This is a genomic window from Burkholderia sp. Leaf177 (genome assembly GCF_001424345.1).
GTDB lineage: Bacteria > Pseudomonadota > Gammaproteobacteria > Burkholderiales > Burkholderiaceae > Caballeronia.
On the sequence record NZ_LMPF01000023.1, the window covers coordinates 651,431 to 675,867 of the forward strand.

26 protein-coding genes are annotated in these 24,437 nt (G+C 58.9%); 8 read left to right on the forward strand and 18 right to left on the reverse strand.

Annotated elements, in window-relative coordinates; translation table 11 throughout:
* Positions 1 to 313 precede the first annotated feature (313 nt).
* From ASG35_RS24020 to ASG35_RS24080, 13 genes are all read right to left on the reverse strand, one after another.
* A complete protein-coding gene (locus ASG35_RS24020; protein ID WP_056363559.1) occupies positions 314 to 1,429 on the reverse strand; it encodes a succinylglutamate desuccinylase/aspartoacylase family protein in 1,116 nt (371 codons plus the stop codon).
* Between the two features lie 258 nt (positions 1,430 to 1,687).
* The gene (locus ASG35_RS24025) at positions 1,688 to 2,479 is read right to left on the reverse strand and encodes an ABC transporter substrate-binding protein (protein WP_056363561.1); all 792 of its coding nucleotides are present in this window, start codon (positions 2,477 to 2,479) and stop codon (positions 1,688 to 1,690) included.
* A gap of 294 nt (positions 2,480 to 2,773) precedes the next feature.
* Complete coding sequence (locus tag ASG35_RS24030) at positions 2,774 to 3,871, reverse strand: TIGR03118 family protein (RefSeq protein ID WP_056363562.1); 1,098 nt, start codon at positions 3,869 to 3,871, stop codon at positions 2,774 to 2,776.
* Positions 3,872 to 4,303: 432 nt separating this feature from the next.
* Positions 4,304 to 5,323 carry a GlxA family transcriptional regulator gene (locus ASG35_RS24035; RefSeq protein ID WP_056363563.1) on the reverse strand — a complete coding sequence of 340 codons (1,020 nt, stop codon included), beginning with the start codon at positions 5,321 to 5,323 and terminating at the stop codon, positions 4,304 to 4,306.
* Between the two features lie 21 nt (positions 5,324 to 5,344).
* Positions 5,345 to 6,094, reverse strand: coding sequence for a CbtA family protein (locus ASG35_RS24040; protein WP_056363564.1), 750 nt, complete (start codon positions 6,092 to 6,094; stop codon positions 5,345 to 5,347).
* A 13-nt stretch (positions 6,095 to 6,107) separates the two neighbouring features.
* Positions 6,108 to 6,317, reverse strand: coding sequence for a CbtB domain-containing protein (locus ASG35_RS24045; RefSeq protein WP_056363876.1), 210 nt, complete (start codon positions 6,315 to 6,317; stop codon positions 6,108 to 6,110).
* A 48-nt stretch (positions 6,318 to 6,365) separates the two neighbouring features.
* Positions 6,366 to 6,710: a nitrile hydratase accessory protein gene (locus ASG35_RS24050; RefSeq protein ID WP_056363565.1), complete on the reverse strand. Its 345-nt coding sequence runs from the start codon at positions 6,708 to 6,710 to the stop codon at positions 6,366 to 6,368.
* Positions 6,711 to 6,712: 2 nt separating this feature from the next.
* Positions 6,713 to 7,354 carry a nitrile hydratase subunit alpha gene (nthA, locus tag ASG35_RS24055; RefSeq protein ID WP_056363566.1) on the reverse strand — a complete coding sequence of 214 codons (642 nt, stop codon included), beginning with the start codon at positions 7,352 to 7,354 and terminating at the stop codon, positions 6,713 to 6,715.
* A 21-nt stretch (positions 7,355 to 7,375) separates the two neighbouring features.
* On the reverse strand, positions 7,376 to 8,119 hold the full coding sequence (nthB, locus tag ASG35_RS24060; RefSeq protein ID WP_056363567.1) for a nitrile hydratase subunit beta: 744 nt from the start codon (positions 8,117 to 8,119) through the stop codon (positions 7,376 to 7,378).
* A 25-nt stretch (positions 8,120 to 8,144) separates the two neighbouring features.
* On the reverse strand, positions 8,145 to 8,648 hold the full coding sequence (locus ASG35_RS24065) for a DUF1097 domain-containing protein (protein ID WP_056363568.1): 504 nt from the start codon (positions 8,646 to 8,648) through the stop codon (positions 8,145 to 8,147).
* A 28-nt stretch (positions 8,649 to 8,676) separates the two neighbouring features.
* Positions 8,677 to 9,639, reverse strand: coding sequence for a CobW family GTP-binding protein (locus ASG35_RS24070; RefSeq protein ID WP_235527684.1), 963 nt, complete (start codon positions 9,637 to 9,639; stop codon positions 8,677 to 8,679).
* A 411-nt stretch (positions 9,640 to 10,050) separates the two neighbouring features.
* Entirely contained in the window at positions 10,051 to 10,239 is a 189-nt protein-coding gene (locus ASG35_RS24075) for a hypothetical protein (protein WP_056363570.1), read from the reverse strand.
* Between the two features lie 80 nt (positions 10,240 to 10,319).
* Entirely contained in the window at positions 10,320 to 11,819 is a 1,500-nt protein-coding gene (locus tag ASG35_RS24080) for an MDR family MFS transporter (protein ID WP_056363571.1), read from the reverse strand.
* Between the two features lie 226 nt (positions 11,820 to 12,045).
* Between ASG35_RS24080 and ASG35_RS24085 the strand changes: the two genes are divergently transcribed.
* On the forward strand, positions 12,046 to 12,576 hold the full coding sequence (locus ASG35_RS24085) for a TetR/AcrR family transcriptional regulator (protein ID WP_442854860.1): 531 nt from the start codon (positions 12,046 to 12,048) through the stop codon (positions 12,574 to 12,576).
* Between the two features lie 114 nt (positions 12,577 to 12,690).
* On the forward strand, positions 12,691 to 12,894 hold the full coding sequence (locus ASG35_RS24090; RefSeq protein ID WP_056363573.1) for a cold-shock protein: 204 nt from the start codon (positions 12,691 to 12,693) through the stop codon (positions 12,892 to 12,894).
* A gap of 16 nt (positions 12,895 to 12,910) precedes the next feature.
* On the opposite strand, the gene ASG35_RS24095 is transcribed toward ASG35_RS24090, so the two are convergent.
* Both ASG35_RS24095 and ASG35_RS24100 read right to left on the reverse strand, forming a co-directional pair.
* A complete protein-coding gene (locus ASG35_RS24095; protein WP_056363574.1) occupies positions 12,911 to 14,374 on the reverse strand; it encodes an amino acid permease in 1,464 nt (487 codons plus the stop codon).
* A gap of 392 nt (positions 14,375 to 14,766) precedes the next feature.
* Positions 14,767 to 15,885 carry a 3-deoxy-7-phosphoheptulonate synthase gene (locus ASG35_RS24100; protein WP_056363575.1) on the reverse strand — a complete coding sequence of 373 codons (1,119 nt, stop codon included), beginning with the start codon at positions 15,883 to 15,885 and terminating at the stop codon, positions 14,767 to 14,769.
* A 166-nt stretch (positions 15,886 to 16,051) separates the two neighbouring features.
* On the opposite strand from ASG35_RS24100, the gene ASG35_RS24105 reads away from it, so the two are divergent.
* Positions 16,052 to 17,362, forward strand: a complete 1,311-nt coding sequence (locus ASG35_RS24105) for an MFS transporter (protein ID WP_235527685.1) — start codon at positions 16,052 to 16,054, stop codon at positions 17,360 to 17,362.
* 81 nt (positions 17,363 to 17,443) lie between these two features.
* Here ASG35_RS24105 and ASG35_RS24110 read toward each other — a convergent pair whose 3' ends face one another.
* Entirely contained in the window at positions 17,444 to 18,325 is an 882-nt protein-coding gene (locus ASG35_RS24110; RefSeq protein WP_056363576.1) for a manganese catalase family protein, read from the reverse strand.
* Positions 18,326 to 18,691: 366 nt separating this feature from the next.
* Between ASG35_RS24110 and ASG35_RS24115 the strand changes: the two genes are divergently transcribed.
* The 3 genes from ASG35_RS24115 to ASG35_RS24125 are packed head-to-tail and all read left to right on the forward strand — an operon-like array spanning position 18,692 to position 20,724.
* Positions 18,692 to 19,108 (forward strand): hypothetical protein, encoded by a 417-nt coding sequence (locus ASG35_RS24115; RefSeq protein WP_056363577.1) that lies wholly within the window; start codon positions 18,692 to 18,694, stop codon positions 19,106 to 19,108.
* Positions 19,109 to 19,137: 29 nt separating this feature from the next.
* Positions 19,138 to 20,208 carry an extracellular catalytic domain type 1 short-chain-length polyhydroxyalkanoate depolymerase gene (locus ASG35_RS24120; RefSeq protein ID WP_056363578.1) on the forward strand — a complete coding sequence of 357 codons (1,071 nt, stop codon included), beginning with the start codon at positions 19,138 to 19,140 and terminating at the stop codon, positions 20,206 to 20,208.
* A gap of 15 nt (positions 20,209 to 20,223) precedes the next feature.
* Entirely contained in the window at positions 20,224 to 20,724 is a 501-nt protein-coding gene (locus tag ASG35_RS24125) for a nucleoside deaminase (RefSeq protein ID WP_056363579.1), read from the forward strand.
* 18 nt (positions 20,725 to 20,742) lie between these two features.
* Here the strand turns inward: ASG35_RS24125 and ASG35_RS24130 are convergent, their stop codons facing one another.
* Together ASG35_RS24130 and ASG35_RS24135 are read right to left on the reverse strand one after the other, a co-directional pair.
* Positions 20,743 to 22,287, reverse strand: coding sequence for a methyl-accepting chemotaxis protein (locus ASG35_RS24130; RefSeq protein WP_056363880.1), 1,545 nt, complete (start codon positions 22,285 to 22,287; stop codon positions 20,743 to 20,745).
* Positions 22,288 to 22,470: 183 nt separating this feature from the next.
* Positions 22,471 to 23,589, reverse strand: coding sequence for a porin (locus ASG35_RS24135; RefSeq protein WP_056363580.1), 1,119 nt, complete (start codon positions 23,587 to 23,589; stop codon positions 22,471 to 22,473).
* Positions 23,590 to 24,013: 424 nt separating this feature from the next.
* On the opposite strand from ASG35_RS24135, the gene ASG35_RS32485 reads away from it, so the two are divergent.
* Both ASG35_RS32485 and ASG35_RS32320 read left to right on the forward strand, forming a co-directional pair.
* Complete coding sequence (locus ASG35_RS32485; protein WP_268761136.1) at positions 24,014 to 24,136, forward strand: hypothetical protein; 123 nt, start codon at positions 24,014 to 24,016, stop codon at positions 24,134 to 24,136.
* The gene (locus tag ASG35_RS32320; protein ID WP_082508592.1) at positions 24,120 to 24,383 is read left to right on the forward strand and encodes a hypothetical protein; all 264 of its coding nucleotides are present in this window, start codon (positions 24,120 to 24,122) and stop codon (positions 24,381 to 24,383) included. The genes ASG35_RS32485 and ASG35_RS32320 overlap by 17 nt, the downstream gene beginning before the upstream one ends.
* Positions 24,384 to 24,437: the final 54 nt, after the last annotated feature.

The window sequence follows — 24,437 nt, forward strand, 5'->3', positions numbered from 1 at the left end:
GCGTTTTCTTTGCTTCGTTTCTTTGTCGCCGTTGGACAAAGAAATGAAGTCCCGCCACGGACAGTGGCTAACAGTGCTAAAGAAAACAGATAGCAAGAAACCCGAGATCACTCAAGCAGCAGCAACCCAGCATCACCCCCGACAACTACAAACAACCGCTCAAGCAACAGCGTCAAACCTCGCGAAATGAAGTCCCGCCACGGCCAGTGGCTAACGGTGCTAAAGAGAACGACTAACAAGAAACCCGCGAAGACCTAACCAGCAACAACCCAACACAAACCCCACCAACCCCCACCGACCAAACCCCAGCAACTCACGCCGATAACAACGACCCCGTCCGAAAAGCCGTCGCGCTGGCAATGCGCGCCACCTCCATCCCCGCCGTAGTAAACCGCGCAATCTGTCGCGCATACAAGATCCCCGACACTGTGCTGTACAGCGTGGTAACAGTATCGGAAAGAGGATCGATCACATCGGCCACAGCCTCACCCGCCTCGACCATAGCACCCACTTTCGCGCGAAACACGAGCACGCCACTCCCAGGCGCGACAATCGGCTCCGCCCCGGCAAGCGGCGTCGCCGGATACGACAACTCCGGCATGACCGGCGCGAGCGCATCGATCACCCCGCGATGCATCAAATAATTGATGATGCCCTGCGCGTCGGCATCGGCGAATTCATACGATACGTCGTGCTGGCTACGCAATTCCACCGTCACCGAGATGCCGCCGTTCGGGATCGGAAACCGCTCGCCGAACTTCGCGCGCAAATCCGACCAGCAAAAGCTGTGGATTTCATCGAAGGGATTGCCCACCGAATTCAGCGCAAGCAGCGACGCCTTCGAATCCAGATAACGCGCAAGCGGTTCGACTTCTTCCCAGATGTCCGGATTCGTGTAGATATGCAGCGCGGCGTCGAGATCGCAATGCAGGTCGAGGACGACATCGGCGTCATACGACAATTTTTGCAGCGCAAGGCGTTGCGATTCGAGTTCGGTCTGCGGCGTTTGTTCGTCGAGCGCGGCACGCATGGCTTCACGTACGGCGCGCTTGTTTTCGTTGATATCGCCGGAAAGCCGGCCCTCGATACGCGATGCAATCAGCGCGCCGAGATCATGGAAATTGCGATTGAAGTTGTGACCGCTGTTCAGCTCGAACCGGCCGAGCAAGGTGCCGTGCATGTTCTGATTCAAGCCGATAGGATTCGGCACCGGCACGATCACCACTTCGCCGCGCAGCTTGCCCGCGGTCTCGAATTCGGCGAGCTGGCGGCGCAAGCGCCACGCGGTCAGCATGCCGGGCAGTTCGTCGGCGTGCAGCGAAGACTGAATGTAGATTTTTTCGCCGCCGCCGGGCCCGTAATGAAAGCTCAGAATATTGCGGCTCGTGCCGAGCGACGGGGAAATCAGGGTGTGCGTTTTGGTTTGCATGGTGGTCGGACGCGCGATGAGCCGTCAGGGCTTCGCGCTTCGATGAGTGATGTCGGCGTGTTCAGGAGAGCGGGGCGGCGTAGACCCGCGGTCGCGGCGCGTGTTGCGAGCCCGGTTCGACCTCGATGCCGCCTGCTCCGGACATTCGATCTTAGCCGAAAACGGCTGGTTTGCCGCGCGCCGCGCGCGTGGACTGCTAAAACAAAACGGGCTCCGCAATGACGCGGAGCCCGTTTTTTGAAGCGACTCAGGCGCTATTTAGCCGCCGTACACGTCGAAGTCGAAATATTTCTTCTCGAGCTTCTTGTACGTGCCGTCCTTGATGATCGACGCAATGGCCTTGTCGATCTGTGCCTTCAAGTCGGTGTCTTCCTTGCGCAGGCCAATGCCAGCGCCGTTGCCGAGGATCTTTTCATCGACGAGATCCTTGCCCACGAAGTCATAACCGGCGCCGCGCGGGGTCTTCAGGAAGCCCACATCGGCTTGCACTGCGTCCTGCAGCGCTGCGTCCAGACGTCCAGCCAGCAAGTCGGCGTAGACGCCGTCCTGGTTCTGATACGGCGTAACCGTCACGCCCTTGGCTGCCCAGTAGGTCTTGGCGTAGGTTTCCTGGATGGTGCCTTGCTCGACACCGACTGTCTTGCCCTTCAGGCCATCGGCCGTCGGCAAGATGCCGCTGCCCTTCTTGGCGATCAGGCGCGTTGGCGTGTTGAACAGCTTGCTCGAGAACGCAATTTGTTCGGCGCGCTGCGGCGTCATGGACATCGACGAAAGAACGCCGTCGAACTTCTTGGCTTTCAGCGCCGGAATCATGCCGTCGAAATCGTTTTCCACCCATACGCACTTCGCCTTCAGGCGCGCGCAGATTTCATTGCCGAGATCGATGTCGAATCCGACCAGCTTGCCATCCGGACCTTTCGATTCGAACGGGGCGTAGCTGGCGTCGACGCCGAAACGGATGGTCGAGTAATCCTTCGCATTGGCGGTGACGGAGGTGATCGATGTGACGGCAAGCAAAGAGATCGTCAAAGCCGCGAGCAGTTTTTTCACTGTTTTTACTCCAAAGGTGGTCGGTACGTCCCGGACAGGTTGTTGTCCAGGTTCGTCCGGCGCGAGGTCCCTCACCGCCGGACGGCTTACATTCCGCGGATTATGTCCGCAATAGAATCGCAGCAGGTTACCAAGCCAAAAAAATATGGGAGTTAGTGAAAGCCCCGATAGTAAATCTCAAGACCGTTGGCGGACGGGCCTCTTCAGGCTGTGCGATTAAATGGGTGCTTTTTTGTGCAGCGCATCTTTCGCTGCCACCGCGTGACTGGCGGCAGCGACTGCTTCCTCACCTGCTTACTGCGCATCGATACGGCCGTAAATGCCGGTCGTCGGAGTCGGGCCGGCTGCGAAGAACAACGTATTGGCCGGCTGGCTCGCCACGTCATTGCCGAACGACATTCCCCAGATGCCCGTTTGCTTGATCGGCGTGCCATCCGCCTGCGTCAACGCGCCCAAAAACGCGCCTGTCGCCGGATTGAACGCATTGATGGTGCCGTCGCCAAAGTTGCCGATCAGCAGGTCGTTGCTGGCCGCGCCGAAGTTGGCCGGCGCCATTGCGATTCCCCACGGCGAGTTCAATGCGCCACCCGAGGCAATGCGCTTGATGAAGCGGCCGTCGGTATCGAAGGTATCGATCACGCCGTTACCCGCGCCGTTGACCTGCTTGCGGTCGTCCGTGCCTTGCTTCGCGTAGGTGAGCGTGACCGTCGTGCCCGTCACGTTGATGCCGAACGGTGCGAAGCCCGCGGGCAGCGACGGGTCCTGGAAGCTGCCGGCGAGCTGGACCTTGCTGAAGTTTTTATCGAAGACATCGACCTTGTTGTTATGGAAGTCGGTCGCGTACAGGAAGTTACCCGTCGCGTTCTTGCCGATCGCCAGGCCTTTATAGACCGCGGCGCCGGCACCATCGTCGAAGGCGATGACAGCCGATGTCGGCAGCACCTTGGGCGACCAGCCGGCGATGGTGCCGGCTTCGGTTGCCCACATGAACAGCGCGTTGCTCGTGGCGCCGTTTGCGCTGATCTGGAAGTCGGTGCTGGTGTTGAACACGATGCCCGTCGGGCCGCCCGGCCGGCCGTTTGCAGCGGCGGGAATGCTGACCACGAGCGACTGCGGCACGCCGTTGCCGTCGTACAGCGTGGACTTGCTCGTGGCGTTGTCCGATACCCACACGACGCCCGTAGGATTGAACGCGATGCCCCAGCCGTTCTGCAGGTTGGCGTCGGTATGAGCGGCTGGCGTGCTGCCATCGGATACCAGCAAGGTGGTCTTGAACGGGCCCGTCAGCGTCATGTTGTTGTTCGAGCTGGAATTGCTGCCGCCGCATGCCGAAAGCGTTGCAACGGTGAGTCCGAGCATCACGGACAAGGCAAGCTTCTGTTTGGGTTTCATTGGAATTCTCCTCTTGCGATATGAGTGGTGTTCGCCAGGCCGCTTCGTGGTCGAAGGCCGGAGAACAGATGACGCGGACTCGCCGGACACGGGCGCCCGCTGCCTGCGCAGCCGGTTGCCGGTCTCCTTCAAGCGTCCGGACGTCTCACTCTGAACGCGCGCATCGAATGATTTATTCCAAAGTATTTCCACCAAAATTTTTATCGGCGTTCCTAACTAAATGCGGGGAAGAGCGTTGCTTTAAATGCGCATGACCGGCGGCATTTATTTTTCTAATGTGGTGGAATAAAGCAGTGGCCTTGATCGTTTCAAACGATGGTCATCACTCAACGAGGATTGGCATGCGTTCCCGTCGTCAATGCGATAGAACACGTGCTCACGCGAAATGAATGTATGTGGAGCTTTGCGGGATTCACCGGCCACGGGCCTTGATCAAACCTTCTCGGACACTCGATCGCGCTTTGGCACGCTCTCGGAATTGCTCGAGTCGTTCGACCGGAACCGCTGACGGTATTCCATCGGGCTGATGTGCAAGCGCTTGCTGAACGTCCGCCTAAGCGTATCGGCGCTTTCGAAGCCACATCGGCGCGCGATCACGGATACCGCATGATCCGTGCTCTCGAGATAACGCCGGGCGGCGTCGATACGCGCGTCGTTGAGAAACGCCATCAGGCTCACGCCGCATTCCTTGCTGAAAACCCGCGACAGATTGCGCGCGCTCATGTTCAGCCGCTGGGCAAGCGACGACATTGTGTGCGGCAGATGAAGATTGTCGAGCAGGTATTGCCGCACCGGCTGGATCTGCGAATCGGCGGCACCTTGAGTTTCGAGCAATGGACTGAACTGCGATTGACCGCCTGCGCGCCGGACATACACGATCAAATACTTGGCGACATCGAGTGCCATCTTCTTGCCGAAGTCCTCCTCGATCATCACGAGCGCCAGGTCGATGCCCGCCGTCACGCCCGCAGTCGTATAAATGCCCTCGTCCTTGACGTAGATCTGATCGGGTTCCACATTCGCCTTCGGGAACATGGAGGCGAGGCGCGCTGCGTCCATCCAGTGAGTGGTGACCGTCCGGTTATCGATCATGCCGGCCGCGCCGAATGCAAACACGCCATTGCAGATTGCAGCAATACGCCGGCTGATACGGCGCTGCCTGACGAGCCACTCGCTAAGCGTGGAATCTTCAAGCACTTCAAAAATGCCGAGGCCGCCTGGAATGATCACCGTATCGAATTGCGGGCACGGGTCGAATATCGTTCTGTCCGGCACGACAGTGAGACCGCTCGACGACTGTACGGAGCCGCGCGTTGTCCCGACGGTCAGCATCTCGTACTCACATTCCCCTTGGCTCAGGATGCGAACTTCGGCGAACGCATCTTTGGGGCCTGCAATGTCGAGCAACTGAAAGCCGGGAAACAACACCATGGCGACGGTGATCTTGCGCATACGCAGTTCCAGGATCGACGGCTAGCTGTTGATATAAGCTCGCGGCATGGTTCGCCGCAACGACGTTCCATACAGGCTTTGCTGTGCCAAAACTCCAAACAAAAGTCCGAGCGCAGTCCACATGACCACTTGCATTCCGAAAGCTGCAAGCCGAAATTTCCACAGCAGCACGGCCGGGAATGCGCCTGGCACTTCATTGATTGCAGGCATCGCGATTTGTACGGCGGCTATAAGCACAACAAATACTGCACCGCCAAAAATAGACGCGTTCCATGCACCAAGCCGGCTTAGCGCGGCGCGCCGGACGCCAAGCGAAAACACCATCACCGCCAAGGAAATAACAATCATCAGAAAATAGAGACCTGTTCTATATCCAATAGTCTCCGGATCTCCAACCGATGGCGGATTCGCAGGATATTTGATTCCGGGCACTAGCACCAGGACCACGAATCCGCCTGACGCGATCAGCGCAGACAAGGGTTTCGGACCAAGCTTGCCAACCCTGCCGATCATCGCGGCAAAACTCAGCGCAAACAATCCGCCTATGGCCGCGCCGTATGCAAGGACCCCGGTCAGCAATCCGATACCCGCTTGCGTGTGGCGGCTGACGAGTTCGGGTTCGGGCGCTTCGCCTTTGGCTTCATCGGCTTTTTGCTCGAACGATATTGCCTGATCGACTTGCGGTTCGCCTGCGATTTTTGCAAAACCGAAAGTCAGCAAGCCCGCGGCAATTCCCGCAAGCATTCCGCGCACCAATAATTTACCGACCATGGGAATCTCCGTATCAGTGGCAAGGAAAACCGAGAAGATGCCGGCCATCGTGGACAAATTCGTGCACATACATTCCCGGAATCAGCGAGGTCGCACCTTCTTCCGCACCGACAAAATAAATGGCAAGGAGCATAAGCAAGCCGCCGAAAATTGCCCACGGCATCAGTTCGCGAATAGGGAGGGGAGTAGGCAATGCAACGGGATCGAGTACAGCGTCGTTCATCATGAGATTCTCCTGAGGGCGTGAGCCCGAGTTGTGTGCGTGAATTTCCTAAGCGCCGGCGCTTGCAAATACGGCATCGATACCTGCCATTTCCGAAGTCGACAGCACGCCTGCATCAACGAGCGTTTTCTTTAGCGCGACGAAAAAGCGTTCGTAATAGTCCCAACGTGGTTGCCCTTCGCAATAGCCGTCTTCCCATTGCGCAATCGACTCAATCAGGTTCTGCCTGAAGGCTTCCCATTCGAAATATCCCGCCTTCGACAACGACAGCGCAAGGCCGAATACTTCGCGTTCCCAGGGTTTGTCGAATAGAAACTTGCCTTGCAGACGGGGCGGCGAATCAGGTTGGCCGAGCATGCTCGACGCGGCGTATTCCTCGAAGCGAGTGAACATGATCAGGACACGCCAGATGAAGTCGACAGCGGCGACGGCACGAGCGCGACGCCCATCATCGCCTCCGGTGTGATCAGCGCGGCCAGCTCGTCCTCGCTCATGTTCTCCGTTCCAGCGGGACGCTCGGGCACGACGAACCATCGGATCTGCGCGCTGCTGTCCCAGACCTTGACTTCCGTTTCCGGCGCCACGGGCACGCCGAATTCGCGCAGTACGGCACGCGGTTCACGCACGCCGCGCGCGCGGAATACGGGGTCCTTGTACCAGTACGGCGGCAGGCCGAGCACTGGCCACGGGTAGCACGAGCACAGCGTGCAGATGATCAAGTTGTGCACGCCGTCGCCGTTCGCAACGGCTGCCATGTGCTCGCCTTCCGCGCCATCCATGCCTTGCGGCAGGTTCATCGAGGCAATGGCCTTCGGTGTATCGTCTATGAGAAGTTGCTTGAACGCAGGGTCCACCCAGGCGCGCGCAACAATTCGCGCGCCGTTGAACGGACCCGCGATCGTTTCGAAATGCCCGAGCACGGTATCGACAGAATCACTGCCCAGCACGCCTTTTTCGATCAGCAGCGCTTCAAGTGCGCGCACTTTGGCGGCGCTGGCCGCTTCACGTTCATCGTCGTATTTGAATAGTTCGCTCATGGTCTCGATTCCTTGCGTGGTTTAGTTGGATGCAAGCAGGTAAGCATCGAACAGGTCAGCGTAGATGGTCGTGTTGGGCTCGCTCTTTTCCTCGCCCCAGATATCCGCGGCATGGAGCGCCACGCGATACACCGGCATTGCATGACCAATCCCGTCCGGTCCTGTCGAGACGAAGTAGGAAAACGCGCCGGGATAGACGAGGTCCACCGTGCCCGTTTTATTGCGTAGATACCCTGGCAGCCGCGTGTGATCCACCGCGTCGGGATCCGCCACGCGCACACGCGCGCCTTTCGCAAAACGCGGCGCTTCCTCGAACTCGTGGAAGCCTGAATCGCCTTTCACCAGATAAGCGCTGATCTGCTGGGCAATTGCCGGATTGGGTTGACTGGGAAGCGCAGCTTGCGGATTGGCACGATAGTGACGGGTTTTTTCATCGAGTTCGTCGGCGGACACATAACCTTCGTCGATAAAAAACTGCGAGATGCCCATCAGCCATTTTTCGTAATAACGATACTTGAAGTACTCGAACGGCTGCATGCCTTCTGCGCCGGTACGCAGCGACGCCCACGTCCATGTGTTCTTGAACGTAGTCGGCAACTCGGCAATGGGATAGCGCGGCAACGCGTCTGCGAGATGCATGCTCTCCGCCATCATGACCGTGTGTATGCCGAAAATGCGCTGTTCCCAGGGCTGCACGAACACATTGGTTTCGACATTCACCGGGCCGAGGTTTTCGAGTCCGCCCAGGTTGTGCTGTAGTTTCATTCGGTAGTCTCCTTCGTCAGTGAAGTCAGTTGAGTTGCGGTTCGGGTTTGCGCGTCAGCGCGTCGCCGAGCACTTCCGAAACGATCCCGAACAGCGCCCCGGTAATCAGCGCGGCCGCGGCAACGAGCGCGGGGTTATGGATGCCGGCGGTCGTGATCGCCTTGCCCGTTGCAACCGTGGTGCCGACCGTGGACGCAAAGCCCCACACCACGGCGGGCAGCACGTTCAGCAATTTGAGCTTCGACGCTTGCACCATCGCCGCGCTGCCCACGCCTACGCATATCGCGGCCACGATCGGCGTCTGTGCCGAGCTTGCGATGGCGAGCAGAGATAGCGATGCAATCACGAGCCCGACCAGGTTCGATGCAACGCTTTGAATAAACCCGGCCGAGCCTCCGCCGACCACGAAGAACGACGCCCAGGCGATGAACGTCACCCATACCGGGACGGGAAAAACGGTAGCGGTGACATAGGTATCAACGACTGCCAATACACCGATGCTGACCGTGAACGCTTCGGACTTTTTCATTGCAGGCTCCTTGAGGGTTAGGGATTCGCTACGAGTGAAGGCAGTTCACGAACGCTTCGCGAAGGCGCGGCATATCGAGATCGCGGCCGATGAAAACAAACTTGTTTTCACGCGTTTCATCTGCGCGCCATGCCCGGCCAGGACGGCCTTCGAGCAGCATGTGAACGCTATGAAAGTGAAACTGGCGCGGCTCCGATTCAAAATGCAGCACGCCCTTCATGCGCATCAGTTGTTGACCACGTTCCTGCACGAGCTGATTGATCCATCGGTTGAACCGGTCCGGGTCGAGAGCGCCTGCTTCGATCAACGCGCAAGACTGAATGGAGGCATCGTGCTCGTGGTCGTGAGCGTTTTCATCGAGCAGATCGGGTTCCAGTCCCAGAAGCGCGGGCAAGGAAAAGCGCCGCACGCCAAGCAGTGAATTGGCGGCAACGCGCGATTGATTTGTGGTGGTGATGGACGCTGTCGGATTGAGCGCGCGTATTTGAAATTCGAGTTGCTCGAGCGCGGATTGATCGATGAGGTCGATCTTGTTGATCACGATCACATCGGCGAACGCAACTTGTTCGCGGACAATCTCGTCATGGAGTTGCTGGCCGAAATGATGCGCATCGACCACGGTTACGACCGATTCGAGTTCGACCGCTTCCCGCAAGTCAGGGTCTGCAAGAAAGGTCTGGAGCACCGGCGCGGGATCGGCAAGCCCGGACGTTTCCACGATCAACCGGTCGATCCCGCCATGCGATGGATCTTGCGTTCGTGCCAGCAGTTCTTTCACGCTCGCGACCAGATCGGCGCGCACGGTGCAGCACACGCAGCCGTTATTGATTTCGATCAGCGCCTCCTCCTCGGCAACGATCAATTGACCATCTATGCCGACTTCGCCGAACTCGTTCACGACCACGCCGATGCGTCCGCCGGTGTGTTGCTGCATGAGGTGATTGACGAGCGTGGTCTTGCCCGCACCGAGGAAACCGGAGATCACGGTCACGGGAATTTTTCTTGAGGCTTGGGTCTGGTGCATGGCTGATACCCACGAGGGCTGAGTGAATTCAGCCTCGTCAACAGCGAGTATCAGGCCTGTTTATGCGAGTCGGCTTTTGCGAGACGTGCTCTGTCTCGAATGCACTTATCTGATGTCTTTATATGTCGGAGCGGCACGCAACGGACAAAATCTGCTCGTGTCGGGTCAAGCGCGGGAGGTTTATGTGTGGTGCGTTTGTGCGCATTCATGCCCGCGACTGGGGCACGATGTTCCGTGATTAATCGCCTGAAGAAAAATCGATTGATGCCGGGAAGTCATGATGGCAAGTAGCTGCGCGCAATCTGAAAGGGCGAACCAACTGCGGTCTACACGTTCGGGAAGCCGCAGCCCGTTCCAGATCAAGCCGGAACGTTATGCTCAAGACGCGGTGTTGCGCGTCTTGCCGTGCTTGCGATGCTTGGGCGCAGACGAATGATGTTTTGCGGTTCCATTGCCGGACATCGACGATTGTCCTTCGCCGAAGTGATACGTTTCGGCGGACGCTCCGCCAGAGATGAGCGCGAAGACGCCGAGTGTGGAGACAATGATCAAATGCTTGAGCTTCATGGGACAAGGTCCTTTATAGAAAGTGCGTCAGCTTATACCAGACAACCTCAAATCAAAGCCGACGCATCAACGCTTTCCCTTTATTTCCTCAATGGCCGGTCCTGCATGAACCACGACAACGCGAAGGCCAGCAACACAACGGCGCTCGCCACCAGAAACACTACATGCATGGAACCGGCGAACGCGTTGAGATAAACATCGCGGGCTGCAGCGGGCAACTGATGGACCATCGCGGGTCCCATGGACCTTGGCATATCGACGCCCGCCGGAAGTGCATCGGCGAGCCGTGTTTGCAGGCCGTTGGAAAAGATCGCACCGAATGTCGCTACACCGACCGAACCGCCGATAGAGCGGAACAGCGTCGCGCCGGATGTCGCCACGCCAACATGCTTGAACGCGACCGCATTTTGCACCGCCAGCACGAGCACTTGCATGACCATCCCGAGACCGAGTCCGAGCAGCAGCATGTACAAATACATGATGTGCAGCGGCGTGGCCAATTCGAGCCGTGACAGCAGGAACATTGCAACCGCCACCAACGCCGTTCCGCAGATTGGGAACCAGCGATACTTGCCAATCTTGCTGATCACCCGGCCGCTGATAATGGACGTTGAAAGAACGCCGGCCATCATGGGCAGGACTTGCAAGCCGGCTTGTGACGGCGTCGAGCCCTTGGCGACCTGAAGGTAAAGCGGCAGGAACGTGGTTGCGCCAAACAGTGAGAAGCCAACGATGAACCCGATCAATCCGCTCAAAACAAAAGTGCGGTCCTTGAAGAGCTCAAGCGGCATAATTGGTTCGTCGGCAAGACGTTCTTCATGTATGAAACCACCCAGGGTGATGATCCCGAGCGCCAGCGTGAACCACAACTGCGGCGAACTCCAGGGTAGCAACGTGCCTCCCTGACTGGTAAAAAGAATGATACAAGTGAGCGATGCAGCCAAAAACGCAGCGCCCATGTAATCGATTTTATGCTTCACATGCGCCACATGCGGCTTGAACACCAGCCCGATCACGATCAGCGCCACAACGCCCAACGGCACGTTGATATAGAAGATCCAGCGCCATGAAAGATGCTCGACAATAAATCCGCCCAGCAAGGGCCCAAGCACCGTAGCCACGCCGAACACGCCGCCGAACAAGCCTTGATAGCGGCCGCGTTCCGCAGGCGGGATCACGTCGGCAATGGCTGCCATGGTCACGACCATCAGGCCGCCGCCGCCGAGCCCCTGCAACGCCCGCAAGACGATCAGCTGCGTCATGTTCTGCGCGACGCCGCACAGGATCGAGCCAGCCAGAAAGATCAGGATGGCCGCCTGGATCACGACCTTGCGGCCGAACAGATCGCCGAACTTGCCATACAGCGGCACCACGATAGTGGACGTCAGCAGATAGGAAGTCACCACCCAGGACAGGCTTTCAAGTCCCCCAAGCTCGCCCACGATAGTCGGAAGCGCTGTCGAGACAATCGTCTGGTCGAGCGCGCCGAGCAGCATGACGAGCAGCAGCGCCGTAAAAAGCAGCCGGATGGGCGGTCGTTCGATTGCGGGAAGCGCAACGGTGGGTTGCAAGGTTTCCATTCAGGCGCCTGGAATTAATTAACATGGAAGTTAATATTAGGCGGTGTCTTTTCCCGGGTCAATTGCTCCTATGACTAAAAATGTAACCGAAGCTTCCCGAAGTAATGTTTCGCCAGAAGCAGAAAAACCTGTTCGTCGTCGCGGACGGCCGACGGGCGGGCAACACGGCGAGCCGCGAGAGCTTTTGCTCGATGTCGCACTGTTGTTGTTTGCGCGCCGGGGAATCATGGAAACCACGCTTGGCGCGATCGCTAGGGAAGCGGGTGTCACGCCGGCCATGGTTCATTACTACTTCAAGACGCGCGAACAGCTTCTTGATGTGTTGATCGACGAGCGTTTCGTGCCGTTGCGCGCCAAGCTGGGTTCCGCGTTTGCCAATTCGGATGCGGAACCGGCCGACGCGCTGCTAGCGTTCGTAGAAGGGCTCGCGACGGTGTCCGAGCAGAATCCGTGGTTTGCGACACTCTGGATTCGCGAGGTGATCAGCGAGGGCGGCCTGCTACGCCAGCGAATCGCAGAGCGTTTCGGCGATGCAAACCAGCAGGCATCGATTGAACGCATTGAGCGGTGGCAGAAGGAGGGCAAGCTCAATCCGCATCTGGAGCCCACGTTGTTGTTCGTTTCATTGTTCGGGCTCACGTTGCTGCCGCTCGCGGCGAACTTCAAATGGGCCGAGGAGCATGGAGTCAAGCCGAGGCGCGACAACATCGCGCGGCACGCTGTTGCAATGCTGATGCGGGGAATCGGGCCGGTTTGATGAGCTCCGGGAAGGCCTGATTGAGGTGAAGTTCGCCAAACAAAGCTTGACTGGAACGAAACTCGCCGTGCATTGCGTGCTACCGTTCGTCCTTTTTACAGCCAGGAGACGGCCATGCCGACCGGACGAGTAAAGTGGTTCAACGACGCGAAGGGGTTTGGTTTCATCACGCCGGACGATGGCAGCGAGGAATTGTTCGCGCATTTCTCGGAGATCAAGACCGAAGGATTCAAGACGCTGCTGGAGAATCAGAAGGTCAGTTTCGATATTGGCCAGGGTCCGAAGGGCAAGCAGGCATCGAATATCCTGCCCGCCTGATTGTCCCGGAGCAATCTCAGTGGCTATGTGTTTCGGGATGCCGCAGGCGCGAGTGATTGCGTCCGTACGACACGTAGATCACAAGTCCGATCACCAGCCAGACGACAAGACGCATCCACGTGACCAGCGGCAACCCGGTCATGAGCAGCAAACAAAACAGGATGCCGAGAATCGGCACGACAGGGACGCCCGGCACACGAAACGGCCGGCTTGCGTCCGAGTCGCTGCGCCGTAAATAGATCACCGCGCCGCATACGAGCACGAACGCGAACAGCGTCCCTATGCTTACCATCTCGCCCAATACGCTGATCGGCGTAAATGCTGCGACCACGGCGACCACTGCGCCAATCATGGTCTGGCTCAGATGCGGGGTCTTCAATCGCGGATGAACCCGCGCAAAGACTCCGGGCAACAGGCCGTCTTGCGACATCGTGAAAAAGATCCGGCTCTGGCCGTAAAGCAACACAAGGATCACCGTCGTCAGGCCGGTGAGCGCGCCTACCTTGATGAGAATGGAAAACCACGTGAGGCCGATCACATCGACGCCCTTGGCGATCGGATCAGGCACATTCAGTTCGCCATAAGGCACGAGGCCTGTGAGCACGCCCGCGACCGCGATATAAAGCACAGTGCAGATCACGAGCGACCCGAGAATGCCGATAGGCATGTCACGTTGTGGCTTGCGAGCTTCCTGGGCCGCAGTGGAAACGGCATCGAAGCCGATAAACGCAAAGAACACCACCGCCGATCCACGCAAGATTCCGCTCATGCCGAAGTTGCCGAACTCGCCGGTGTTGGGCGGAATGAACGGATGCCAGTTCGCCGGATGCACGAAGAACACGCCGAGCGCAAGGAACGCGACGACCACGAACAACTTGATCGCGACCATCACATTGTTGAGCCGCGCCGACTCCTTGGTGCCCATCACGAGCATGAGCGTGAGCAACGCGATGATCAATACAGCCGGCAGGTTGACCACGCCGGTGACGGAAGTGCCATCGGCGAGTTTCACGATGGTGCCCGGTGCGGCGGCGAAGCGCGGTGGTACGCTGATGCCGAGGTTATGCAGCAAGCTGACGATATACCCCGACCAGCCGACTGCGACGGTGGCTGCGCCCATCGCGTATTCGAGTATCAAATCCCACCCGATGATCCACGCGAATACTTCCCCGAGCGTGGCATACGTGTAGGTGTAACTGCTGCCGCAGACGGGCAGCATGGCCGCGAGTTCCGAGTAACACAAGCCCACGAATGCGCATGCAATGCCGCCCAGCACGAACGACAAGATAATGCTTGGTCCTGCGAACTGAGCGGCAGCAGTGCCCGTCAAGACGAAGATGCCCGCGCCGATAATCGCGCCGATACCCATTGCCGTGATGCTGAGCGCGCCCAGCGTTTTGGCCAGCGGGCGTTCTCCTCCGTCAGCACTCTTGATGATGTCATCGACGGATTTGCGCGCCATGTAACTCGTATCGGCCATCAGTGTCGCCTCGTTCGTACGTTGGTGGACACATCGAACCGGCGCGGCCGGAACGATCTGCGGATCACTACGAAATACGGTTGATGCAAGACGACTCAGCACTGCGCAACACGACGCAACACGATGCATGCGAAAGCTGATGATGCTGAAGGCCGAGTCAGTGTTATGACCCAGTCCCTGAAAACCCAGTCTATGCCGAATGAATTTGCTTGTGAAGCAGTGAAAAAGCGGGTGTTTGCGCCAGGGAATTGCAGACGCGAGTAGCGAGGGTTTGAAGCGCGGGTGCTGGCGGAATGCAGGCGGATTAGGCGCGCTGCTTGCTAAATACTTGTTTGCGGCGCAGTGCAACGCGCCGAGACTTACTCCCGGCGCGTCGATCGATCAGGAATTATTTAATGCTTGCGGCGTTCGCGTACTGCGGCTGCGAGCGTCTGCAGCACCGGTTCGGTTTGCGTCCATGCGAGACATGCGTCGGTAATCGATACACCCCGGCGCAGCGGCACGCCCGGCTTCAAATCCTGCCGTCCCTCTTCCAGATGGCTTTCGATCATCACGCCGATGATCCGCTTGTCGCCATCGTTCAATTGACGCGCGACATCTTCGCCCACTTCAACCTGGCGCAGATGCGACTTGCCCGAGTTCGCATGCGAGCAATCGATCATCACCTGCTCGCGCAAGCCAACGTCTTTCAACGCGGCGCACGCAGCCGCCACGCCTTCACGATCGTAGTTCGGGCCTTTCTTGCCGCCGCGCAGGATGACGTGCGCGTCCGCATTGCCGCGCGTTTCGAAGATGGCGGCCATGCCCATCTTGGTCATGCCCATGAACGCATGGCTTGCCGCAGCCGCGACGATTGCGTCGGCTGCAATCTGCACACCGCCGTCGGTCCCGTTCTTGAAACCGATCGGGCAGCTCAGGCCTGAAGCCAGTTGCCGATGACTCTGGCTTTCCGTCGTCCGCGCGCCGATTGCGCCCCACGCGATCAAATCCGCGATGTATTGCGGGCTCAGCAAATCGAGGAATTCGGTGCCGGTAGGCAGCCCCATGTTGCCGATATCGAGCAGCAACTGGCGCGCGCGGCGCAGGCCCTCGTTGATGCGAAACGTGCCATCGAGCAAAGGGTCGTTGATATAGCCTTTCCAGCCCACGGTCGTGCGCGGCTTTTCAAAATACACGCGCATGACGATCAGCAAATCGTCGCGCAATGCGTCGGCGGCGGTCTTCAGATGTTGCGCATATTCGATCGCCTGATCGTGATCATGAATAGAACACGGGCCGACCACGACGACCAGACGATCATCGCGGCCTTGCAGGATATCCGCGATCTCGACGCGGCTCTTTTCGACCAGCGTCTGCACGGACGGCGTCACGGGCAGGTCGTCTTGCAGCAGCGCCGGCGAGATCAGCGGACGGACGGCGCCGATGCGGACATCGTCGATTCGCGTGGTGTCCTGGGTCGCGTCGGCACGGCCGGCCTCCTGGTCGTGGAATGGGTTGTCGAGGCGGCTCATTGTGGGTTCTCCGGAACTGGGCTGAGTCCGCGATTATCGCATTTGTGCCGCGCCTGGCGCGCTCCCGGGCGGGTTAACGCGGCTGTAATGTGAAGCGCTTGCTGAATATAGTGTCACTCTTCGCGTCCCAAAAAAGGACGTCAATCGCGTAGACGAGGAGACGCACGTGGCCGAGAAGCTGGGATCCCCTGCAGGCGTGGCAAATACAACCAGCATGAATTTTCGATGGACGGTTCTGATCTGGCTGGTCGCCGGCGGCATCATCAATTACATCGACCGTGCAAGTCTTTCCATTGCAGCGCCGGAAATGATCCGGGAACTGGGTTTGTCGCGTACGCAGATCGGCTTGCTCGGCACCGTCTTCGCATGGACCTATGCCGTCATGCAATTGCCCGCGGGTTGGGTCATCGACCGGTTCGGCGCGAAAAAAGCCTATGCGGTGGCAATGATCTGGTGGAGCGTCGCGACCTATATGACCGGCGTGGTCGGCTCGGTCAGCGGCCTGCTCGTGATGCGCGCGTTGCTCGCGGTCGGTGAAGCGCCATGCTGGCCGACTTCCGCGAAAATCACGGCGGCGTGGTTTCCGAACAAGGAGCGCGGATTTGCGACCGGGATCTGGGATTCATCGTCGAAATGGGGGCCCGCGCTTGCGCCCGCCGTGCTCGTTGCACTGATGGTCGCGTTCGGATGGCGCTCGCTTTTTCATGTGGCGGGCGCGGTCGGCATTCTTTTCGCGATCGTTTTCCTGCTGCTGTACCGCAATCCCGAGCAAAGCAAACGGCTCTCGAAAGAAGAGTTCGCCTATATTGAAGCGGGCGGCGGCGGGCGCGAGCGGTCGATCAGCAATTCAACGCACGAATGGCGCGGCCTGTTCACGCATAAAAGCGTGTGGGGCATGATCCTCGGCTACTTCTGCGCGATCTGGCTGTGGAATCTGTTCCTCGTTTTCCTGCCTTTGTATTTGCTCGACCGGTTCCATATTTCGTTCGTGCAGCTCGGCTTTTACGCGAGCATTCCGTGGATCGGCGGCGCGGTGGGCGAGATCATCGTCGGGTATCTGACGAAGAAAATGGTCGATCGAGGAATGGCGACGCCTATCGACGCCAAGCGCATGTGGATCGTGATTTGCGCGATCGGCGCAGCAATTTCGGCGGTCGCGATTCCGTTCGTGGATTCGCTGGGAATGACGATCACGCTGATGACGCTCGGGCTTGCGTTTCTTGCCGCGATCATTGGAGCGGCCTGGGCGCTGGCGTCGGATGTCGCGCCCAAATCCATGGTCGCTTCCGTGAGCGCGATCCAGAATTTCGGCGGCTATTTTGGCGGCGCGTTCTCGCCGGTGGTGGCGGGGTTTATCGTCGATAAAACCGGTTCGTACACCATCGCATTGATTTCAGGCGGCCTGATTGCCGGATGCTCCGCGCTGTTTTACTGGTTCATGGTGAAGCGCGTCGTGGCGGAGAAGGGCGAAGCGTAGATAAAATCGCAGACGAAAAAAAAGCCCTTCCGGCTCGAGGCCGGAAGGGCTTTGCCGTTTAAGGCAAGGTCAAAGCATTACTTAGAGCACGGTTGCCTGGCCCGATCCCAGATCGGCGCCGGTCGTCGGATCCGACGTCGGATCCGATGCCGTGCGCGCGGCCATGGCCTGCAACACGTCGATATCTTCCGCCGATACACCCACGCTCGCCATTCCGTCACCGCCATCTACGGCCGGCTGCGGATCTTCCACGAACTTCCAGTCACCGCCTTCGTTCCACGGTCCGCGCAACGCCGGTTCCGTACCTTGCGACATGTTGTAGTACACGCTTGTAAATTCCGGCTTGCCTGGCAACTTTCCTTGCGGGAAATTCGGCTGGATGGAATGCAGCGCCTTTTCGAACGACTTCTGGTGCGCGATTTCGCGCGTCATCAGGAAGCCTAGCGTGTCGCGAATGCCCGGATCGTCGGTGAGATTGATCAGGCGTTCGTAGACAATCTTCGCGCGCGCTTCTGCAGCGATATTCGAGCGCAGATCGGCCGTTGGCTCGCCGATGGTATCGATGTACGCAGCCGTCCAGGGTACACCGGCAGAACTCGTCAGCGCGGGGCCGCCGCCATAGAGCAGCGACGTGATATGCGAATCGTTGCCGTTGCCCGTGAGCGACCGATACAACTCCGCTTCTTCTTCCACGCCTTCAGCCAATTGGCCCTTGGCGCCTTTGTTCAGCATCGCGACGATCGAACCGATGATCTCGAGATGGCTCAATTCTTCAGTGGCGATATCGAACAGCAGGTCCTTGCGGCCCGGATCGTCTTCACCGACTGCTTGCGTGAAATAACGGCACGCGGCGGCGAGCTCGCCTTGCGATCCGCCGAATTGCTCCAGCATCAGATTAGCGAGACCAGGATTCGGCGCGGCAACGCGCACCGTGTATTGAAGGCGTTTGTTATGTACAAACATGGGTGAATCTCCTTGAGGTTAAGTCGATCAGCTGCATCGTGTTTTCTGCAGACGTGTCTGCGCCCGCGAATCATCGCGACGAAAAACAAATCGAACGTGTCGAATCACTCCGGACGGCAACGTATTTCCAGCAACGTTGCACCCAGCCAAGGGCGCCCGGATCTCAAAGCGTATGAAGTGCTTTGGCGAACTCGCAGCGACCACACCACGAGGGAAAAGAATAGGACTACGGGATTTACTTCAGCATTGCCCGTACCTGAGGCGATGCATTGGCGCTTTTCCGTTCAAAAAGTCGAAATAATTTGACGCACCGCAAAAACCAGCCTATAACCATCCAATGGGATGGCATAGAGAAGGAAATAAGCGATGCAAAAATTGGAAGTGGTCCGGCCGAAAGGCGGCGAAACCGAGAAGATCACGATCAACCTGGGTCCCATCGACCTGGGGCAGATCGACTTGCTGGTGGAAGAAGGCTTCTATTCGAACCGCACGGACCTGATTCGTACGGCGATTCGCAACCAGCTGGCAACGCACGCAAATGTGGTGAACGAAACGGTCACGCGGCGCGCGCTGGTGCTTGGCATGCAGCATTTTTCGAAACGCGATCTGGAAGCCGCGCGTGACGCGGGCGAGCGATTCGACATTCAGGTGCTGGGGCTTGCGAGCATTGCCGCCGATGTCACGCCTGAACTCGCGCTCGAGACGATTGCATCAATCGTGGTGCTCGGCGCGTTCCATGCATCGCCTGCGGTGAAAGCGGCGCTGGCCGGCCGGATCGGATGAATACGCTAAACGCATAACTGGAAAAGATAATGAAAATCGACGACGGATTCCTGCATTCCATGCAGGACGCAATGAAACTGCTGCGCACGCGCGGCCCCAAGGAAGCAACCGAGGCGTTGCAGCGCGCGCTGGGCGGGCAGGCGCCGCTCGCACCTTCCACGAATTTCACGCCTTGCACGCCTTGCACGCCTTCCACACCTTTCAAGCCTCAAGCATCGACGGCTCAGCCGGCGGCGCCCACACCCGGCGCGTTCAGCACGCATTCGTACGCGAACGCGGCAGGACACAGGACATACAAGCTGTATGTGCCCACGAAGTACAACGGGCAGCCAATGCCGCTCGTCGTGATGCTTCACGGCTGCACGCAAGATGCCGATGACTTTGCCGCCGGCACGCAAATGAACGCGCTGGCCGAACGCGATGGTTGCATCGTGGCGTATCCGGTGCAGCCCCAGCAGGCGAATGCGTCGAAGTGCTGGAACTGGTTCAAGCCGGCGGATCAACGGCGCGATTCCGGCGAACCTTCGTTGATCGCGGGCATCACGCGCGATGTCATGGCGAAGCACGCGGTCGATCCGGCGCGTGTGTACGTGGCGGGTTTATCGGCGGGCGGAGCGATGGCCGCGATCATGATTCGCAATTACCCCGATCTCTACGCCGCCGCGTGCGTGCATTCCGGGCTCGCGGCCGGTTCCGCGCGCGATCTGCAGTCGGCGCTTGCGGCCATGCGTCGCGGCAAGACATTGCGTGTTCAGGTTGCAGAATCGCCGAAGCGGCCGATGATCGTGTTCCATGGTGACGCCGATACAACCGTGCATCCGTCGAACGCTGCGGAATTATTGCGGCCGTTCGGCGGCCAGGCCGTGGTCTTCGATCAGCACGCGGACGGGGACGCCGCGCGCGCCGAGCCGGGCAAGCGCACGAGCACCGTCGAGCGCGTGAGATCGGCGGATGGCGTGGATGCCGAATCGTGGCTCATCCACGGCGCGCCGCATGCGTGGGCGGGCGGAAGCGCACGCGGTTCTTACACCGACGCAAATGGCCCCGATGCAAGCGCGGCCATGATGCGCTTTTTCATCGATCATCCAATGCACAACTAAAGGGAAGGGGACACCATGAACGAACTTGCAAATGACTTCGCAAGCGAACGCGACATGGCATTGCTGCGCGAGGTGATCGCGCTTTCGGAGAAGTCCAGGCGCGACGGACGTCATCCGTTCGCCGCGCTTATCGCCGATGAACACGGCCAGATCGTCGCGCAAGCCGGGAACAATTCGATGCCGCCACTGGGCGACCCCACCCAGCACGCCGAGTTGCGCGCCGCGGCGCAGGCGGCGAAGGATCTGTCGCCGGAGCAGTTGCTGAAGTGCACGCTCTATACCAACGCCGAGCCGTGCTGCATGTGTTCGGGCGCGATCTACTGGTGCAATATCGGGCGTGTGGTGTACGCAATGTCCGAGCGGCGGTTGCTGGAAATCACCGGCGATCATCCCGAGAATCCAACCTTCTCGCTGCCGTGCCGCGAAGTGTTTGCGCGCGGGCAGCGAGATGTCAGCGTGGTCGGGCCGCTGATTGAAGATGAAGCCGCGCTCGTGCACGAAGGCTTCTGGACCTGAGCGCGGCTGGCATCACGCTCAGGCCGGCAACGCAAAACTCCCGATCGCTTCGCGCAGTACATCGACTTGATCCTTCAGCGAATGCGCTGCGGCCGCGGCCTCTTCAACCAGTGCGGCGTTCTGCTGCGTGACCTGATCCATCTCGCCGACCGCGCGATTCACCTGCTCGATCCCCGCGCTTTGCTCGTTCGAAGCGTGGCTGATTTCGTCCAGGATCTCGTTCACGCGACGCACGGAACTGACGATTTCACCCATCGTGGCGCCCGCGTTGCTGACCAGGGATGCACCTTCTTTCACCGTATCCGTCGATGTCCCGATCAGCGCCTTGATCTCTTTCGCCGCCGTTGCCGAGCGTTGCGCAAGGCTGCGAACTTCCGCCGCCACGACCGCGAAGCCGCGTCCTTGTTCGCCAGCCCGGGCTGCTTCGACCGCCGCGTTCAGCGCGAGAATATTGGTCTGAAACGCAATGCCGTCGATTACCCCGATGATGTCGCCGATCTGCTTCGAGCTTTCGGTAATGCGCGTCATGGTGTGGATGACTTCCTCGACCACGCCGCTGCCGCGCTGGGCAACATCGGCGGCTTCGCCTGCAAGCTTGGCCGCTTGCGTGGCGCTATCGGCGTTCTGTTTCACGTTCGCGGTCATCTCGTCCATGCTCGATGCCGTTTGCACGAGCGCGGCCGCTTGCTGCTCCGTTCGCTGTGACAGATCGGTGTTGCCGGCGGCAATCTCCGACGCCCCAACGTTGATGTTCTCGGTCCCGGCGCGAACCCGCGAGACCGTCTCGACCAAGCCGCTTTGCATTTCGCTCAACGCGTACATCAGGCTGTGTGAATCGTTGGCGGCGAGCGGTACATGTGTGGTCAGGTCGCCGCGTGCAATGCGTTGGGCCGCGCTCACTGCAATGGACGGATCGCCGCCGAGTTCGCGCTTGATGCTGCGCAAGACTAGCAGCATTGCCAGCGATGCCAGCACGCCGAGCACCGTCGTAATCGCGAACCAGCGCAATGCGCTCGCGTAGAACGCGCTCTGGATATCGTCGGTGTACATGCCGGTCACGATGTACCAGTCCCACGGCACGAAGTGATTAGCGAAGCTGATCTTCGGCACGGGTTTTTCGCTGCCGGGCTTGGACCACAGATAACTGATGAAGCCGCCTTCGGGCGTCGAATTGCCCGCATTGACGATATTGACGAACAGCTTGTTGCCTGCCGGGTCGGCGAAACCCGCCAGGTTCTGGCCGTTCAGCGCCGGTTTGATCGGATGCATGATCATGACGGGGCGCGAGTCGTTGACGGAGATGTAGCCGTCGGTGCCGTATCGCATGGAAGCGAGGACATCGAGTGCGCGCTTTTTCGCTTCGTCTTCGGAGATCGTCTTGTTGACAGCAAGACTATGGAATTGCGCCGTCGCGCTCACGCCTTGCGCAACGAGCGCCTTGAGTTGATCGCGGCGGTCATCGAGCGTGGCCGAACGGCTTTGCCATGCACCAATGAACCCGATCGCCACGAGTCCGAGCCAAAGCACGGCGATCATCGATCCGAGCTTTTGATTCAACGTCATCTTTTTCATGTCTACCGCCGTCGCCTGTGTTGAACCGTCTATTTGAATATGTGCGGCGTCGGGCGCTGCCGAACGCCATGCCTGACTGATTTACGGCATGGCGGCGGTGGAATGTAGGGGTGGGATAACCCGTAGCAAAAATGTGGATGAATGCGGGCACTTTTAAGCGCCCGTTTGCATCGATCAGAACATGCTGCGGATTCCCAAACGACCCACGGCCTGTTTCTGGTTGCTCGACGGATTGAAGCCGGCAATCTGCGCAGCGGTCGAGTCACCGGCGGCCTTTTGGTAAGCGCCCATCGCGTACACGGAGGTTCGCCTTGACAACGCATATTCAGCCGTCAGATTGAACTGGTTGTATTTTGGCTGGGCGCCCGTCGCGTGATCGCGGCCCGTGGTGTACGTATAACCCGCGCCGATGGTCACAGCCGGCGTGGGGTTGTAAAGTCCGGACAACTCGTAGTTCTGGAAGGTTGCGTCGTGTCCGGCGCTGCCTTGCTGGAAGATCGTATTGGTGAAATCGGCAAGCACGCGCAGCGATCCAAGCACTTGATACGAAGCGCCGACACCCAGCACGCGTTGCGCGCGCGCGGCCGCCAGATAGTCGCCATAGACCAAGTTCGTGAAGCCGGGATAGTTCTGATAACCCTGCGTGGATACGCCCGGATCATTGATTCGCAAATAAGCGACGCCTGCGCTGAAAGGGCCGGCCGCGTAGGTTGCGCCGGCGCTGAACGTGGCGCTATCGGAGAATTTTCCGGCGATTCCGCCTAACGAATAAAGCCCGCCGAACGTAAAGCCCGCGACGGTCGGGCTGCGGTACTTCACCGCGTTCGCGATTGGAAAGCCGTTGTCCGTGTTGTCCATATCGTTCGGATGCGCAAAGTAATAACCGCCGACATTCCCGTTGAGCGTGTATGGCTCGACAAAATCGACGATTGAATCCCATTGGCGACCCAGCGTAACCGTACCCGCTTGCGCGCTTTCGAGGCCGGCGTAGGCGTTTCGCGAAAATGCCAAACCGCTGCCAAGCCGGCCGGAATTGATATTGAAGCCGCTTTCCAGCCGGAAGATGATCGAGAGACCATCGCCGAGTTTTTCCGTGCCGCTCAACCCCCAGCGGCTGCCGGCAGTCACCCCGGATGCAAGTTGAAACAGGCGATTGCCCTGGACGTTACTGACGACATCCACGCCGTCTTCCAGGATGCCGTACAACGTCACCGAGCTTTGTGCATGCGCGACAGGCGCGGTGGCAGAAGCGGCCGCCATGATAGGAAGGATTACTGCGAGTTTTTTTCTCATGCTGACGTCCGGGTGATCGAAAAGTGGGTTGGAAAATTCACTAAAGCGATCAAGGAGGATACGGGTCACGTCTGATGAATTCGTAAAAATGCTTCGCCTTGTCTAGAGCGCCATTTATTTAGAATGCCGGCGCTCTAAAGTCCCGGTTCCCGCCTGCCGATAAACATTCAAAGGAAGCGGTCATCGCACGTTTTAGATTTAAGGCATTCCGCAGCCGTGAAACGTAAATAACTGTTGCGAATTTGCCTAAGTCACACCGCGGCGATCAATGGAGGCATAGAGTTAAAGTGCTTTCTGAGGTTTGTGGTGCGTTGCGGGAGTTCGTATGAAACGTAGAACGGCTAGACAGCTCGTTGTTCAGCTGGCGGATTTAAGGAATCTCGCGCGGTGTAGCGCACTGAGGGCAAAAGTTGCCAGCAGCACGATGATGCAAAGCTCGCTCGAAGATGGCGCGCGCCAGACGCCGGAGATCGAAGACGTTGCGAATGCGGCGGATGAAGTCGGGCAAGAAACGTTTGTTGGAGCGGCACATGAAATCCATGCATGAGCATTCGCTGCGAACCCAGGTCGAAAAGTGGCTTGCGCCGGGGTTATCGACTCCTGTTCGTGTCACAGAATTCAGTCGTACGCCTGTCGGCGGCCGGCGTTATGTGTGTGTTGAAACGGCGTTGCCGCGTGGGTTGCGCGCGCTTTTGTTCTTTCGTCACGACGATGGATGCTGGTGCGTGTTTCCTCCCGCGTCGGACAGGGCGGCTTCCAGTCGATCAATGACGAATCGGCCGCAGCTTGGGTAATAGCTCAGGTAGCAGATTTAACGAAATAGTTTGGGATGCTTATTTTTGAAGGCG